General features: G+C 70.3%; 14 protein-coding genes. 5 read left to right on the plus strand and 9 right to left on the minus strand.

Annotated features, from left to right (window positions below; translation table 11 throughout):
- Positions 1-4,047, minus strand: a 4,047-nt coding sequence (locus N1028_RS16255; RefSeq protein WP_259530442.1) for a beta-L-arabinofuranosidase domain-containing protein, incomplete at its 3' end; no start/stop codon positions are given.
- A 278-nt stretch (positions 4,048-4,325) separates the two neighbouring features.
- On the opposite strand from N1028_RS16255, the gene N1028_RS16260 reads away from it, so the two are divergent.
- Positions 4,326-4,568, plus strand: coding sequence for a hypothetical protein (locus tag N1028_RS16260; protein WP_259530443.1), 243 nt, complete (start codon positions 4,326-4,328; stop codon positions 4,566-4,568).
- A gap of 13 nt (positions 4,569-4,581) precedes the next feature.
- Here the strand turns inward: N1028_RS16260 and N1028_RS16265 are convergent, their stop codons facing one another.
- The 4 genes from N1028_RS16265 to N1028_RS16280 all read right to left on the minus strand — a co-directional run bounded on the left by N1028_RS16265 (position 4,582) and on the right by N1028_RS16280 (position 6,870).
- Positions 4,582-5,241, minus strand: coding sequence for an MBL fold metallo-hydrolase (locus N1028_RS16265; RefSeq protein WP_259530444.1), 660 nt, complete (start codon positions 5,239-5,241; stop codon positions 4,582-4,584).
- A gap of 71 nt (positions 5,242-5,312) precedes the next feature.
- Positions 5,313-5,447: a hypothetical protein gene (locus N1028_RS16270; RefSeq protein WP_259530445.1), complete on the minus strand. Its 135-nt coding sequence runs from the start codon at positions 5,445-5,447 to the stop codon at positions 5,313-5,315.
- Positions 5,425-5,811: a hypothetical protein gene (locus tag N1028_RS16275; protein ID WP_259530446.1), complete on the minus strand. Its 387-nt coding sequence runs from the start codon at positions 5,809-5,811 to the stop codon at positions 5,425-5,427. The genes N1028_RS16270 and N1028_RS16275 overlap by 23 nt, the downstream gene beginning before the upstream one ends.
- A 105-nt stretch (positions 5,812-5,916) precedes the next feature.
- A complete protein-coding gene (locus N1028_RS16280) occupies positions 5,917-6,870 on the minus strand; it encodes a helix-turn-helix domain-containing protein (protein ID WP_259530447.1) in 954 nt (317 codons plus the stop codon).
- A gap of 153 nt (positions 6,871-7,023) precedes the next feature.
- Here N1028_RS16280 and N1028_RS16285 point away from each other — a divergent pair, with 153 nt between their 5' ends.
- From N1028_RS16285 to N1028_RS16295, 3 genes are all read left to right on the plus strand, one after another.
- The gene (locus tag N1028_RS16285) at positions 7,024-8,784 is read left to right on the plus strand and encodes an alpha/beta hydrolase family protein (RefSeq protein ID WP_259530448.1); all 1,761 of its coding nucleotides are present in this window, start codon (positions 7,024-7,026) and stop codon (positions 8,782-8,784) included.
- Positions 8,785-8,788: 4 nt separating this feature from the next.
- Positions 8,789-10,333, plus strand: coding sequence for a M1 family metallopeptidase (locus N1028_RS16290; RefSeq protein WP_259530449.1), 1,545 nt, complete (start codon positions 8,789-8,791; stop codon positions 10,331-10,333).
- A gap of 108 nt (positions 10,334-10,441) precedes the next feature.
- The gene (locus tag N1028_RS16295; RefSeq protein ID WP_259530450.1) at positions 10,442-10,666 is read left to right on the plus strand and encodes a hypothetical protein; all 225 of its coding nucleotides are present in this window, start codon (positions 10,442-10,444) and stop codon (positions 10,664-10,666) included.
- A 26-nt stretch (positions 10,667-10,692) separates the two neighbouring features.
- Here the strand turns inward: N1028_RS16295 and N1028_RS16300 are convergent, their stop codons facing one another.
- The gene (locus N1028_RS16300) at positions 10,693-11,433 is read right to left on the minus strand and encodes an SDR family oxidoreductase (RefSeq protein WP_259530451.1); all 741 of its coding nucleotides are present in this window, start codon (positions 11,431-11,433) and stop codon (positions 10,693-10,695) included.
- Between the two features lie 102 nt (positions 11,434-11,535).
- Between N1028_RS16300 and N1028_RS16305 the strand changes: the two genes are divergently transcribed.
- Positions 11,536-11,955: a MerR family transcriptional regulator gene (locus N1028_RS16305; protein ID WP_259530452.1), complete on the plus strand. Its 420-nt coding sequence runs from the start codon at positions 11,536-11,538 to the stop codon at positions 11,953-11,955.
- Between the two features lie 34 nt (positions 11,956-11,989).
- Here the strand turns inward: N1028_RS16305 and N1028_RS16310 are convergent, their stop codons facing one another.
- From N1028_RS16310 to N1028_RS16320, 3 genes are read right to left on the minus strand one after another with little or no spacing between them, the layout of a single operon-like run.
- Positions 11,990-13,042 carry an ABC transporter substrate-binding protein gene (locus N1028_RS16310; RefSeq protein WP_259530453.1) on the minus strand — a complete coding sequence of 351 codons (1,053 nt, stop codon included), beginning with the start codon at positions 13,040-13,042 and terminating at the stop codon, positions 11,990-11,992.
- Positions 13,039-14,031, minus strand: coding sequence for a helix-turn-helix domain-containing protein (locus tag N1028_RS16315; RefSeq protein ID WP_259530454.1), 993 nt, complete (start codon positions 14,029-14,031; stop codon positions 13,039-13,041). The genes N1028_RS16310 and N1028_RS16315 overlap by 4 nt, the downstream gene beginning before the upstream one ends.
- On the minus strand, positions 14,028-14,960 hold the full coding sequence (locus tag N1028_RS16320) for a hydroxyquinol 1,2-dioxygenase (RefSeq protein WP_259530540.1): 933 nt from the start codon (positions 14,958-14,960) through the stop codon (positions 14,028-14,030). The genes N1028_RS16315 and N1028_RS16320 overlap by 4 nt, the downstream gene beginning before the upstream one ends.
- Between the last annotated feature and the right edge of the window lie 3 nt (positions 14,961-14,963).

A 14,963-nucleotide genomic window follows, 5' to 3' on the forward strand; every position in this document is an offset into this window, starting at 1 on the left:
CAGCAGGATCGGAGCACCCGCGACCGTCGCAGCAGGAGCCGCGGACAGCGCATCCGGGAACACAGCACCCGACGCCACATACACCGTGGACGACCCGTCAGGGAACCCCGCCTTCGACGTGTTCACCGCGACCTCGTACCGGTCCGCACCCGCGATCCGATCCACCGCGGTCGGCTCCGGCTCGGGAGTCGGCTCCTCACGGACGATCGAGATGCGGTACTCCTCGGCGGTGGTGTGGTCCTGAGCCAGCGACCGCAGCACGACCGCCGTGGGTGCGTCACCAGGAGCAACAGCCACCGTGCGAGCGACCGTGTCGTCGATCAGGATGCCGTCGACGTAGATGAGGCCGCTGGGCACCGCCGGGTCGGCGTCGAGCGAGACCGAGGTCGCATCCTTCGGCACGGTGATCGTGTAGTCGTTCACGCCCTCGGTGAGCGCCGGGGCGAGCGTGCCGCCCTCGACGCGGAGCGCCGAGAGGCCGGCGTCGGTGCCGAACGCCGTGGTGGTGGTCGTGTAGACGCCGAACACGCCTCCCACGTAGCTCGTGCCGTTGCCCTGGAAGCGCACGGTCACGACCGGGATCTTCTGGCCCTCGGAGTCGAGCACGTAGGCGCCGTTCTGGTCGCGCTTGTAGCTGTCGGCCTCCTCGATGCCCGCGAGCACGGCGGCCGGGATCTCGTCGTACTGCACGTACCAGGTGTCGGAGCCCTGCGCGTTCGAGACGCGCTCGGTCTTGAGCTTCACGTCGTTGAGGTACACGTCGAAGGTGCGCCCGTCGTCGCCGCCGTAGTAGCGCACGCCGAGGTAGTTCGTCGGCGCATCCGGGTCGACGATCATGTCGTACTGGAAGTACGCATCCGCCGCCCGCTCGCCGTCGCGGTAGCCCTGGCCGCGCCAGACACCCGTGCTCGACTTGTTGAACTCGTAGTTCTTGTCGGCCTCGCTGTTGTTGTTGTCGAACGAGGTCAGCGAGTCCGTCGTCATCTCGGCGATCCGCAGCTTCTCCTTGTCGCTCAGGATGAGCGCCTGCGCCTCGGCCGAGTCGGGCTCGATGAGGTTCAGGTAGATCGCGTAGCGGGCGTCGTAGAGGTTGTACCAGGGGCGGAACACGAGCGCCTCGGAGGCCGGGTCGGCGTTCTGGAGCCCGAACCGCATGGTCGAGGTGCCGTTGAGGTCGGTCCCGTCGTCCAACCGCACGAGGTTCTCGGCGATGGCCGCCTTCCAGGCCTCGGTGTCGGCCACCACGATGTTGTCGTTGACCGACTTGTCGGCCACGCTCATGCGCACCAGCACACCGGCGACGTAGTCGGCGTCGACGTTGGTGCGGTTGAGCTCGGTCGCGAGGAGCACGGGGCCGTAGCGGAACGCCACCCAGTCGGGGTTCTCGGTGCCGTCGTCGACGGTGACCTCGGCGGGGAGCGTGTACTGCAGGCTGTCGCCCGCGCTCACCGGCACCACCACGTAGCCCTCGCTCGTGAGCGCCGCGACATCCTGCTCGACGCCGTTGATGCTGAGCGTCGGGATCGCCGAGGCCCAGCCGGGCACGCGGAGCCGCAGCGTCGTGCCCTCGGGCAGCGCGCCGCCATCGATGCTCTCGACGGCGAAGCCCACCTCGGGGTCGGCCGGCACGTTCGCCGTCTGCGTGAGCTTGAGGTTCTGCGGCTCGGAGGTGAACACCGTCGAACGGAACATGTTCACGTAGACCGTCTCGTCCTTGCGGAAGTAGATCGAGTCGCCGAGCTTGGTGAAGCTCTCGGTGGCGGTGCCGTGGTCGCACCAGAACTCGTCCTCGGGAGCACCGAACACCTTCGCGTAACCCGCCGCCATGGGCTGGAAGTACGTCATCATGCCGGTCTCGGGGTTCTGCTGGGCGAGGATCGTGTTGATGTAGGTGTGCTCGTAGAAGTCGGGGTACTTCACATCCGGATCCAGCTGGAACAGCGCGTGGGTGAGCTTCAGCATGTTGTACTCGTTGCACACCTCGGAGGTGGAGTTCTCGCCATAGCCCGAGGTGACGCCGTTGGTGGCGTGCTCGTGCAGGGTGTCGGCGCCGTGGAAGTGCTCGGACTGGCTGTTGCCGCCGTTGGCGTAGGAGTGGTCGTCGACCACCATCTGCCAGAAGTTCTCGGCCGCGGTGCGGTACATGCCGAGGTCGTCCTTCTCGGCCTGGGTGAGCGTGGCGTAGAGCCGCGGGTTGTCGGTGAAGACCGTGTAGCGCTTCAGCGCACCGATGAGCTTCGGGATGGTCGTGTTGGCGTGACGGCCGTTCAGCACGTCATTGCCGGCGGCGAGCTCACGGAACAGCGAGACCTCGTCGAAGTACTCCGCCGCCCGCTTGTGCACGGGGTTCTCGGTGAGGGCGTAGAGGTTGTAGAGCGCCTCGTTCATACCGCCGTACTCGGTGTTGAGCATGCTCCCCGGATCGGCCTGACGCGAGGCCCAGCCCTGCAGCCAGGTGCCGAAGCCACCGGCCACCTTCAGCGCCTTCGCCGAGACCTCGGGAGTGCCGAGCTCCTCGGCGTCGAGCAGGCCCGCGAGCACCTTGTGCAGGTTGTAGAAGGGCACGAGCAGGCCGTCGCGGCCGTGCGGAAGGTAGCTCGCGGGGAACGGGGAGACGTAGCCCGCGTTGGCGGGATCCTGGGCGGCGTAGGCGGTCTGAGCGCGCTCGAGGCCGTCGACCGCGGCGCTGAGCTTCTCGAGCAGCGCCGCCTTCTCGATGGGATCGGTCGAGGTCGAGTAGGCCTGCGAGAGCGCCGAGATGAAATGGCCGAAGAAGTGGCCCTGGAACCGGGTGCCGGTGGCGCGCTCCCAGCCGCCGTACGGCTCGGCGGTGGGCTCGAGGCCCGCCTCGGTGTAGAAGCCGGTGAGGAACCGCTCGGGGTCGAGGGTCAGCAGGTAGTCGACCATCTTCTGGTTGCCGTTCACGAGATACGGATCCTCGAGCAGCACCTCGCTGAGCTCGGTGTCGTCGATGTAGATCGACTCCGTGGCGCCCTGCCCGGCTACGGTGACCGGGAACTGCTTCGAACGCGTCTCGCTGCCGCCGAAGCTCGCGGTGGCCGTGAGGGTGACCTCGACGTCACCGGATGCGGGGCGCGTCACGTGCGCGAGGGTTCCGTCGACCTCGATCACCTCGGGGTCGGACGACTCCCAGGTGAGGTCGGCGCCGTTCTGTGCGACGTCGGGGAGCGGGAAATCGGCGGCCGAGCTCGCGGGCACCGAGAGCGAGTCGAGGGCACGCTGGGCGAGCGCTGCGGGATCGAAGGCGGGGTCGGTCTCCTGCGCGAGGGCCACGACGTCGGTCGTGGAGGCGACCGAATCGTAGAGGCGGTAGTCGTCGAGCAGTCCCTTGACGTGCGATCCGTTGTAGGTGGGGCCGTTGAAGCCGAGGGTCTTGGTCGAGGTGGCTTCCGAGCCGAGCACGCCGGTCGAGAGACCCGAGGCCGGGAACTTCACCGTGGACGACTGGAGTTCACCGTTGCGGTAGAACGCCACCGCCTTGGTGGCGGGGTCGTAGGTGGCGACCACGTGGGTCCAGGTGTCGGCGGGGAAGAAGTCGGCCCGCGGGGTGTCGACCGCGACCTGGTAGGGCTGCGATCCGCCCGGGCCGATCGAGAGGGCGAGCGGGGTGGTGTCGCTCGCGGAGGTGAGGTACCAGCCGTCGGAGTTGTAGACGGTCTTGCTCCAGCTGAAGACCTGCTCCCCCGCCATGGCGCCGCTCGGCTTGAACCAGAACGAGGCCGTGAGGCTCGAGGGCTGCAGGTAGGCGGGGGTGCCGAGCGAGATGGCGCTCGAGCCCGAGAAGGCGAATGCTTCGCCGCGCGCGCCCTCGGAGAAGGCGGCGTCACCCTTCTGCATCGTCACCGCGGTGCCGCGAGGGCCGGAGTCGGCCAGATCGCCGTCGAAGCGGAGGTCGAGCACCTTCGCGGCTTCGAAGGCCGGGTCGATCGCCGCGACGGCGCTGGGGGCCGGCGCCGTGGCGACGAGGCCGCCGGCGAAGACGAGAGGGGCGGCGGCGAGGGCCACCATCCGGAGGAGTCGAGGCATCGTTGTCTCTCTTGCTGCTGTGTCGGGTGCCGATGGGGCGCTCGGATCGACGGCGTCGTGTGAGCGCTCACATGCGATTGAGACTCAAAGTAGAGGGTGGTCGGGAGACTGTCAACGCTCTCGAATATGTTGTGGAGATCGCTAAATGTGAACGCTCACATGGTGGCGCTAACAGGGTCCATACTGCTCAGTGGCGAGCACGACCCTGGGTGCCCGCCACCGATCGCGACCACCCGACGCGATCGGCACCTCTCAGCCCGAGGAGGACCGCAGTGCAGATGAGCGACGTCGATCGCCTGGACAGACTCCCGACGATCCCGGGCCGGCGGGCGTACTTCCGCCAGTCCGACGTGTCGTACTTCATCTCGGCCCTCGGGCCGGAGGAATGGATCGTGGGGCTGGTGATCACCGGTGAGACGGTGGCCGTGCTCAGCCCGCTGCCCGACGGCGGGTTCGAGCTCGCCGGGCCGGGGATAGACCTCTCCGGCGAGAGCTGGCTGCTGCTCCTGGCACGCCTGTGACCTCCCGTTGCGCTCAGCGACTCCCGCCCGCCGCCACCCGGGCGATGATCTCGTCGATGCGACGCCGCTTCTCCTCCGGGTCGCTCACCGGGAAGACGGGCGCATCGCCCTCCGTGACGCCCCACGGCACGAGCACGTCGAAGTCGAGGTCGCGCACGAGGGCGAGGCTCTCGAGGTAGGAGCCGCGGAGCGCGGGATCGAGCACCACGGCCTTCCAGACGCCGTGCTCGATCCAGATGAAGTCGCCGGTGAAGAGGAAGCGGTGGGCACCGTCGTCCCAGAGGAACGAGCACGTGCCAGGCGTGTGCCCGGGCGTCGGGATGACCTCCAGGTCTCCGTCGATCAGCTCCCTGCCCTCGAAGACGCCGGCGATCTCGAGGTCGGCACCCACCTCGGCCCGGTCGGCGCTGTGCATCCAGACCGGGACGTCGAGCTCGGGGCGCCCGTACATCGATTCATGCGCGTGGTTGACCAGCAGCCTGGCCGGGGAGCCGAGCTCCCGGATCGCGTCGGCCGCCTCGCTCACCCCGGGCGAGTTGTAGACGATGACGTCGCCGGCCGGCCGGCGCAGCAGATACGACCGCAGGAGCACGTCGTGCTGGTACGGCAGTCGGGACGCCGGGGTGGCCAGCAGTCCCTCGAACGGCGACTCGAGTGCGCTTCGATCCGTCACGGTGTCTCCTTCTCCTCGGCGTGGTCGTGGGGCCACGCTAAGAGCTCACCTGCGGTCGAGGTCAAGGGGCCTCAGCCGACGGGCGCGGCCTCGGGCTCCGGGATGATGCGGAGGTCGCCACGGTCGGCGGCGGCCGAGAGCTGCTTCAGCCACTCCCGGTTCAGGGGCCGCCCGTGCGGGTCGTCAGCGCAGAGCAGGACGCCCACGGTCGATGTCTTCTGTTCGCGGGGCCTCGACCCGATGGAGCTCCTCCCGCTCGCGGGACCTGATCTCGAGGAAGTCGCAGAGGAGGGAGGCGGTCTTGAGCTCTTCGCTCAGCAGCAGGAGCTCGAGGGAGTCGACCGTGATGTCGGCGTCGGTGCGGGTCAGGGTGATCACGAAGCGCGATGCACCGGGCGAGGCCGGCTCGAGGTAGAGCTCGGTGTCGACTCCGCGCGGCCGCAGCACGACGAGTCCCGTGTCCTCGTCGAAGCCGTCCTGGCGGAGCACCTCGATGGTGCTCGAGGTCGTGTGGGCGGCCGTGAACTCGGAGACCCATCTCGAGAGGAGGGTGTGGGTGCGGTACGGCATGGGGTGCTCCACTTCGTGACGCACCCGGGAAGTGCGCAGGAGACAGTGGAACCCACGCGACTTGCGGTCTGCTGGGATCTGTACCGAAAACGCGTCGGAGCGCCGTCAGCGGGAGAGGGTGCGGCGGGGGTACTCGCCGAAGCGGGCGACGTACGCCCCGGCGAACCGGCCGGGGTTCGTGAACCCCCACCGCGCGGCGACCTCGGCGACGGTGCTGTGCTCGGGGGCCAGGTTGGCGAGCTCGGCCCGCACCCGGTCGAGCCGGATGCCGCGCAGATACTCGGTGGGGCTCACCCCGAGCTGCCGCTGGAAGGCCTGCTGCAGGCTCCGCGGCGACAACCCCGCCTCCTCCGCCACCGCGCTCGTGCTGAGGGGTTCGTGCGCGTGGGCGTGCAGGAAGTCGACGGCCTGGCGGAGCCGGTGGTTGCGCGGCAGCAGCAGCTCTGGCGGCAGCACGGTGGTCTCGTGCGGAAAGGTGTCGAGCAGCGTCACGGCGGTGCGCCGGGTGAGTTCGGCCATCTGCAGCGTCGTCGGCGCCTTCTGCAGGATGTGCAGGGCGGTCTCGTCGACCACCGCCTTCCAGCGCGCGAGCGCCGCCGGCGCCGGTTCGGCGGTGTGGTCGAAGCGGATCGGCGCCTGCAGCGCGCCCTCGTGCTCCGCGGCGACCAGCTCGAGGAAGCCGGCACGGAAGTGGATGAGGCTCTGCCGGTAGTCCTTGAAATCGAAGGCGAACGGCCGTCCCGTGGGGAACATCGCGGGGCGGCCGAGGGTCAGTTCCGTCTCGTCCCGGCCGACGTCCATCACTCCGGAGCCCCCGAGGATCCACGACACCACGTACTCGTTCTCGGGCTGGATCGAGCCCTGGATCGAGCCGAGGAACATCGACGACCGCAGGGTCATGTTCTCGTCGCCCACCACGGTGTAGCGGTAGGCGAACGACTCGTCGCTGAGCTCGGCGACGAACCCCGATCCGGTGTAGTCGTCCTCGTACAGGGCGCGGGCCTCGTCTAGGTCGCGGCCGCCCATCCCCGTCCGGGAGACGGAAGCTTCCTCACTCATCGAGACGAATCATGACACACGGCAGGCCGCGAGTCAGGCCCGCGTGGGCCTCTCGTCCGATCCGGAGCGAGGGACGCACCGCGAGGCCCGGAACCGCGCCCGCACAGGATGCCCGTGCATCGATATGCTTCGGAGAACACCAGGGGGAGAACCATGTTCAGGCGCGGGACGAAGACGACCGACGGATCGATGACGGGTGCCGGGGCGCACCAGGTCGACGAGGAGAAGATGCGGGGCCTGAACAGGCGCGCACTGCTCGGCCTCGCCGCCGCCGGAGGGGTGGGAGCGGCGCTCGGCGCCGGCAACCCCGCCGCCGCTGCCGCGGCCGTGCGAGGTGCCACGATCGGGTCGGTCCCTGCCGCGCCTGCGCCCGCACCGGCTCCCACGACCGCCGTGAGCCTGGTGCCGTTCCCGCAGCAGGACGACCTCAACTTCCAGACCCTCTTCAACTACGGAGAGATCGCCTACCGTTCCGGCGAGGCCGGCGAGGTCTCGGTCGCGGTCGCCGCCGTGCAGGCCGCGATCACGGCGGCGGGCACCACCGCCATCCCCGCGTACCAGCCCTACAATGTCACCTTCGAGGCGCTCGCTGCTCGAACCAAGGCCGAGGCCGACGCCGAGCTCGCCGCCGGCCGCCTCACGACCGCGCGCGACCGCTACCTGCGGGCCGCCGCCTACTACAACAGCGTGATGTACTTCATCACCGGCGGCGACACTCCGGGCCGCGAGGGCGAGGTCTACGGCCTCATGCAGGCGTGCTGGGCCTCTGCCGCCGCCCTTCTCGAGCCGGTCTTCGAGCGCGTCGAGATCCCGGCGATCGTGCGGTTCCCGAACAAGGACGGCGTTGTGAGCACCCGCTCCGTCACCCTCCCGGCGTACTGGTCGCGTGCTGCCGGCGAGGGCCGGCCCACCGTGATCGTGAACAACGGCAGCGACGCCCAGCTCATCGACACGTACTCTTTCGGGGGCGCCGCCGGAGTCGACCGCGGCTACAACGTGCTCATGTTCGAGGGCCCTGGCCAGGGCTCGCTCCTGTTCGAGCAGGACATCCCGTTCACCCCCTACTGGCAGGACGTCGTGACCCCGCTGGTCGACTTCATCGTCGCCCAGCCGGGCGTCGACGCCTCGAAGATCGCGCTCACCGGCTGGAGCTTCGGCGGCGCTCTCGTGATGCGCGCGGCCGCCGCCGAGCCCCGCCTGGCCGCCGTCGTAGCCGACCCCGCCTTCTACGACGTGGGCGCCGAGTTCGACGAGCTCAAGAACGCGGTCATCGGCGCCTTCGGCAGCTTCAGCAACGAGAACTGGGCCGAGCTCTACAACTACTCGGACGTCCATGGCCCTATGGGACAGCTCTCGCTCAACTTCCTGGTGAACAAGCGCGGCGAGATCTTCTCGTCCGAGATCCACCAGCTCGCCCTCACGAAGACCTTCAACACCGACATCGTGGGCATGCTCGACCTCATCGCCACCTACGACGTGACCCAGGAGCAGTTCGGCGCCATCACCGCGAACGCACTCCTCGTGCGGTACGCCACCGATCAGTTCGCGCCCGAGGACCCCTCCCCGCAGGTCGCCGCCTGGCTCACGAAGGCCGCGTCGGTCGAGCGCCTCGTGCTCACGCCCGAGCAGGGCGCCGACCAGCACTGCTCCCCCGCCGCGCCCCAGGTGCGCAACGAAGCCGTGTTCGCGTGGCTCGACCGCGTGCTCGCCGTGGTGCCGGGACCGACCCCCGTGCCCGTTCCCATCGTGCCTCCCGCCCCGCCCGCTCCCCCGGTGGGGCCGGCCGGCGGCGGCGAGCTGGCCGCCACGGGAGCGTCGGCCTCCGCCGCGCCGGTCGCCGCCATCGCCACGGGGCTGGCCACGGCCGGCGCCGGAGCTGCCGCCCTCGCCGCGCGGCTCACGCGCAAGGCCTGACCGGGTGCGGCGCACGGTCGCTGCCGGAGCGGTCGCGGTCGGAGCGGTTGCGGCCGTGCTGCTCGGCACCGGATGCACGGCGGTTCCGGCGCCCGCCGGCACCTTCACGGCCGGCGCCCGCGGCATCGGCGACCCCTACTTCCCGCTCGACGGCAACGGCGGCTTCGACGTGCGGCACTACGAGCTCGACCTCGACTACGACGCCAGGACGGGAGCGATCGAGGGCAGCGCCACCCTCTCGGCGACCGCCACCCAGAACCTCTCGGCCTTCGACCTCGACTTCGACGACCTCGAGGTCGATGAGATCTCGGTCGACGGAGATCCGGCCGAGTGGAGTCTCGAGACCACCCCGATCAGTGCGCTGACGGGCCAGCCCGACGCGCCGGGCAGCGACGATCCGCTCACCACGCCCGGCCGCACCGAGCTCACGATCACGCCGGCAGCGGGCATCACCGAGGGCTCGGAGTTCACCGTCGAGGTGACCTACAGTGGCGTGCCCGAGCTGATCGAGGACGAGTTCGGGCAGGCCGGAGTGTTCCGCGACGACCGCGACGGCGGGATGCTCGTGGCCGGCCAGCCGCGCGTGGCCGCCACCTGGTTCCCGGTCAACGACCACCCCTCCGACAAGGCGACGTTCTCGGTGCGGATGGCGGTGCCGCAGGGACTCACGATGGTCTCGAACGGCCGCCTGGTCGAACAGACCACGGAAGAGGCCGGCGCAGAAGGAGCCAGCACCGAAGGAGCCAGAACCGTGTGGCACTGGGCCGCCGAGTCGCCCATGGCCCCGTACCTCGTGACCGCGAGCGTCGGCCGGTTCGAGCTCACGACCTTCAGCGTCGACGGCGTCGACTACTGGAACGCGATCGACCCCGCCCTGTTCGAGCAGGGCGTTCCCGGTGCCACCGAGACCTACGGGCAGGTGGCCAGGCGCATGTTCGAGGCGCAGCCCGAGATCGTCGCGTTCCTCTCCGGCGTGTTCGGCCCGTACCCCTTCACGGAGGCCGGAGGGATCGCCGACGACGTGCCCGAGCTCGAGTTCGCGCTCGAGAACCAGACCCGCCCGATCTACCCGGTCTGGGCGTGGGAGGATCCGGACGACCTGGGCCTCGTCGTGCACGAGTACGCGCACCAGTGGTACGGCGACAGCGTCTCGATCGAGCGGTGGTCCGACATCTGGCTGAACGAGAGCTTCGCCACCTACGCGGAGTGGCTCTGGAGCGAGCACACCGGAGGGCCGGGCCCTGCCGAGCAGGTCGAGTGCCTGATGGCGCTCCCGGGCGACGACGGGTTCTGGCAGGCCGAGGTCGCCGACCCCGGCCCCACCGGCATCTTCGACGACGCGGTCTACCAGCGCGGGGCCATGACCCTCGAGGCGCTCCGCACCGAGGTCGGCGACGACGCGTTCTTCGAGCTCGCGCGGTCCTGGGCGAGCTCGAACGCCGGCGGCACGGTGGGCACCGCCGACTTCGTCTCGTTCGCCGAGCAGAGCACGGGGCACGACCTCGACGACCTCTTCGCGCGCTGGATCTTCAGCACCGGCAAGCCCTGACGCTCCCCGGCCCGAACGGGGGGTACCCCGCGGGCGACGCGCACCCCTAGCCTTCGAGTGATCGGTCGTGCGACGAGACGGCCGGCAGCGACGGAGGAGAACCCACGCATGTCCACCGAGGATCCCTACGCCAACCCCCTCACCCGCAAGACCCCCCTCGGTGGCCGCACGGGGGTGGCCATCGTGTCGATCGTCCCGCTGGTCGCGCTCGTCGTGTTCCTCCTCATCGGATTCCTCGCCGACGGCTGGGCCTGGGCCTGGGTGTTCTTCCTCGCCGTGCCTATCGCCGCGATCGTCGTCTACGGCCTCGGCGGGCGCCCGAACGGGCGCTGAGCGCCTCGCCCGGGCACCCGGGCGGCTCAGGGACGCACGGTGCTGCCGCTGAGCGCCTCGGCGTAGAACTCGGCGGGGTCACGCGAGAGCGACGCCTTCACCAGGCGCGACCAGTCGTCGACGAGCACCTCGATCGCATCCGCCTCGACCCCGTCGAGAGCCGCCGCCGCGACCTGGCGCGGGCTCGCCATCGGGCCGTCGTAGCCGGCCATCATGTCGGTGTCCGCGGCTCCGAGGTGCACGCCCTGCACGAGGGTACCCTGGCCGGCGAGCTCGAGGCGCACGCCGTTGGTCATCGCCCACTCGGCGGCCTTCGCCACGCTGTAGGCGTTCGCACCGTCGATGGAGAACCACGACAGCGCCGAGTGGATGTCGACGATCGCGCCGCCGCCGTTCGCCGCGAGCACCGGCGCGAAGGCGCGGATGACGCCGAGCGTGCCGAAGAAGTGGGTGTCGAGCTCGAGCCGGATGTTCTCGAGGGCGCCCTCGGCCAGGAGGTTCGTGCCCGTGGTGATGCCGGCGTTGTTGACGAGGAGGGTGACGTCGGTGGCGCGGGAGGCGGCATCCGTGACGCTCGCGGCGTCGAAGAGGTCGAGCCGCAGCACCTCGACCCGCTCGTCGGCGAAGGTCCCCGCCGCCAGCTGACCGGGCCTGCGCACGGCCGCGTAGACCTTCGCCGCGCCTCGAGCGAGCAGCTCGTCGACGAAGCCGCGGCCGATGCCGCGGTTCGCGCCGGTGACGAGTGCAACGGATCCTCGGATGTTCATGGGTGTCCTTTCTCACGGGGCGCTCGCGGTCGCGATCGCCTCCATCCGCTACGCTAAGACCTCACGTTGACGTCAAGGGCAAGTCGGCGGAGAGGATGCGCGATGCAGAACATGAGGATCGGCGAGCTGGCGGCGCGCGCGCACGTGAGCACCCGGGCGCTGCGCTATTACGAGGAGCAGGGCATCCTGCACTCGGAGCGCACCCCGAGCGGCCAGCGCGTCTACGGCGAGGCGGCGGTGGAGCGCGTGCGCCTCATCCAGCACCTCTACTCCGCCGGGCTCGCGAGCCGCACCATCGCGCTCATCCTCCCCTGTGTCGACACCGGTCACGCCCCGCCCGAGATGCTCTCGAGCCTGCACACCGAGCGCGATCGCATCAGCACCGTGATCGCCGATCTCGAGCAGGCCCGCCGGCGCCTCGACCAGGTCATCGAGCTCACGGAGCACCCCGACCCGGAGCACTGCGCGATCGTGCGCGACGCGGCCGGTCGCACCACGGCGATCGCGGGCGTCGCGGCTTGATCGGCCGGCAGGCCCCGGGCCAACAGCCGCCGGGTCAGCAGTCCTCGGGCATCGGGATGGTGATGCTCGCCATGTCGAACTCCTCCTCGATCGAGCCGACGTTGAGGTAGATGTCGGCGTTCTTCTGCAGAGCGTCGGCCCGGCTGCCCGAGATGAAGGCGGGCGGCACATCCGCCTTCGCGGCCTCCGGGGTCATGCCGAAGACCGCGGTGAGCTCGCCGAGGTAGGTCTCCTCGTCGTCGAGCGCGAGCTGCGCACTCGCGGCGAGCGTGCACTGGATGGCCGCCGTGGTGTTCGGGTTGGCCTCCACGAACGAGCGCTTCATGATGTAGCCGGACTCGGCCATGCCCTCGTACTCGCCCGATCCGTAGTCGAACACCGTGACCGTGCCGAGGTCGTTCTTCGCGGCGGCGAGCGCAGCCCCCACCGCGCTCGAGGCGTCCACGGTGCCCTGCTCGAGTGCCGTCGCGACCTCGCCGTAGGGCAGCTCGACCCAGTTCACGTCGTCGGGGTCGAGGTCGGCCTTCAGCAGCTGGTCCTTGAGCTTGATGGCGTGGCTGCTGTTGAGCGACACGACGGCCACGGTCTTGCCGATCAGATCCTCCACCGACTCGATCCCCGAGTCCGGCATCGTCTCGAGCGAACCGGTGCCCGGCGCACTCGCCCAGCCCTCGGTCACCACCACGATGTCGAGCCCCTGCAGGGCGGCGTCGATCACGCCGAAGTAGCTCGAGTTGGCCGCCACGAGGTCGCCCGAGAGCACGCTCGTGACCGCGATGCCGCTGTTGTCGACCCACGAGGGGGTCCACTCGAGGCCGTAGTCGGCGGCGATGCCGGCGCTCTGGGCGAGCGAGAGCGGGGCGAGGCCGGGGGCGCGGATGCCGCCGACGGCGACGTCGGTCTGCTCGGGGGCGTGCGGATCTGCGGCGGCACCGCCTGAAGCACCGTCTCCGGTTCCGGTGGCGGCGGGGTCTCCGGATGCGCCGGAGCAGCCGGCGAGCACGAGCGCGGCGGCCGCGGTGAGCGCGAAGGCCGGCACGAGCCGGCGGGAACGGGAACGGGCGAGGGAACGGGATGCAGACGTCATCGTGTACTTCTCCTGGTGTCGGAACGGGATGGGGTGAGGTGGCGGATGTGCGGGCTCAGCCGGTGGTCAGAGGGCGAGCAGCCGAACTGCGCGCGGTAGGTGCGCGAGAAGTGGGCCAGGGAGCGGAAACCGCTCTGCTCGGCGATCTCGCCCAGCGCGAGGCCGGCGTGCTCGGGAGAGCTCAGGCGGCTGCGAGCGAAGCGCATCCGGGCCTCGCGGATGGCCTGCGGCACGCTCTGCCCGCTGCGGGCGAAGATGCGGGAGAGCTGACGCACCGAGACATTGATCGCCGCGGCGATCTCCTCCGCACCGAGCTCGGGATCGGGAAAGCGCTCGGCGATCACGGTTCTCGCGGCGTGCAGACTGGCCGCTTCGGGCTGCTCGTCGTCGAGCAGGGAGCGCAGGCAGTCGAGCATGCGGGACTGGAGGTCGGCGTCGGCCAGGGCCGGTCGGCCGGTGACGGCGGAGGCGAGCCGCGCGAGGTGAGCGCCGGCGACGGCCGCCCGCCCGGGTGAGCGGAGGTCGACCGAGGCGACCCCGCGCCGGCATCCCGCATCCGGGGCGAGCACGGCGGGCAGCGAGTCGCGCGGCATCGTCACGACGTACTCCGCGAGCCCGCGGGGGAAGCTCCGGCGGAACGGGGTGTCGCCGTCGACGACGATCATCGAGCCGGGCGACAGCACCGTGCGCCCCGCGGCCACCTCGAACGTGCTCGTGCCGCGGAGTGCGAGGTAGGCGACGAGCCCGTCGACGGGCGCCTCCGCGATGTGCGCGGCCGATCGCGACACGTCGTGGGAGGTGGCCGCGACCCGCGCCACCCGCAGCCGCGGCAGGGTCACCGTGAGCTCCTCGGCGTGCAGCGGCGCTCCCGAGCGAGTGCGGGCCGCGAGGGAGACGAGCTCCGCGTCGTTGTGGCTCTCCCAGGCCGCGGTGCGCCGCTCCGGCGGCACGCCACGGGTGGAGAACCACGTGACGGCGGGGCTCGTCACGCGGCACCGCCGGGGGCGGGCGCGAGCACGATGTCGAAGCGCGAGCGCGACCAGGTGCCCTCGGCCGCCCGGCCGTCGGGGGTGGCGGTGCCCGCCGGCTGAGACTCGAACCGCTTGATCAAGGAGTCCTTCACGCCGAACACACTGTCGCCGATCTCGAGCCGCTCGTCGCCCTCCACGAAGATGTGGGTGATGAGCGGGCGCATCCTGGGCGCCGTCACCATGAAGTGCAGGTGCGCGCACCGGATGGGCGAGCGGCCGGTCGCCGCGAGCATGGCTCCGACCGGTCCGTCGTCGGGAATGGGGTAGGGCGTGGGGGTGATGCCCCAGAACGAGTACCGCCCGGCGTCGTCGGCGAACAGATGCGCGCGGCCGGCCAGGCGCCCGTCGGAGTACTGCACGTCGTAGAAGCCGTCCTCGTCGGCCTCCCACACCTCGATCCGCGCTCCCGGCACGGGCGCGCCCGCGAGGTCGGTGACGCTCCCCTCGATCCAGCACGGCTCCCCCGGAGCGCCTCCGGCGATGTCGCCGCCGATGTCGATGAGCGGGGCGTCCTCGAGGAAGAACGGGCCGAAGACGGTCGCCTCGGTGGCGTCGCCGACCTTCTCGTTGTTGATGTTGATGGTCTGCATCGAGAGGCCGAGCACATCCGAGAGCAGGATGAACTCCTGGCGGCGGTCGTCGGTGATGTTCCCGACCGCGGTGAGGAAGGCGATGCCGGCGTTCCACTCCTCCTCGGTGAGCCGCACATCGCGGGCGAAGGCGTGCAGGTGGTGCACGAGCGACGTCATGATCTGCTTCAGCCGCGGATCGGGCGTGCCGGCGAAGCTCTCCACGACCTTCCGGAGCAGCTCCTCCTCCACGACGGTCTGCTCGGCCGTGACCGGCTTCGGCTCCGGCCCCTGCTCCGGTTTCGGTTCTCCTGCGATCTC

Origin of the sequence: Herbiconiux oxytropis (assembly GCF_024979315.1) — a bacterium.
GTDB lineage: Bacteria > Actinomycetota > Actinomycetes > Actinomycetales > Microbacteriaceae > Herbiconiux > Herbiconiux oxytropis.

Excerpts from the sequence above, each read along its gene's own strand:
- N1028_RS16260 (WP_259530443.1), top strand. The coding sequence starts at position 4,326 with ATGAGCGACGTCGATCGCCTGGACAGACTCCCGACGATCCCGGGCCGG.
- N1028_RS16275 (WP_259530446.1), bottom strand. The coding sequence starts at position 5,811 with ATGCCGTACCGCACCCACACCCTCCTCTCGAGATGGGTCTCCGAGTTC.
- N1028_RS16280 (WP_259530447.1), bottom strand. The coding sequence starts at position 6,870 with ATGAGTGAGGAAGCTTCCGTCTCCCGGACGGGGATGGGCGGCCGCGAC.
- N1028_RS16285 (WP_259530448.1), top strand. The coding sequence starts at position 7,024 with ATGTTCAGGCGCGGGACGAAGACGACCGACGGATCGATGACGGGTGCC.
- N1028_RS16295 (WP_259530450.1), top strand. The coding sequence starts at position 10,442 with ATGTCCACCGAGGATCCCTACGCCAACCCCCTCACCCGCAAGACCCCC.
- N1028_RS16300 (WP_259530451.1), bottom strand. The coding sequence starts at position 11,433 with ATGAACATCCGAGGATCCGTTGCACTCGTCACCGGCGCGAACCGCGGC.
- N1028_RS16305 (WP_259530452.1), top strand. The coding sequence starts at position 11,536 with ATGCAGAACATGAGGATCGGCGAGCTGGCGGCGCGCGCGCACGTGAGC.
- N1028_RS16310 (WP_259530453.1), bottom strand. The coding sequence starts at position 13,042 with ATGACGTCTGCATCCCGTTCCCTCGCCCGTTCCCGTTCCCGCCGGCTC.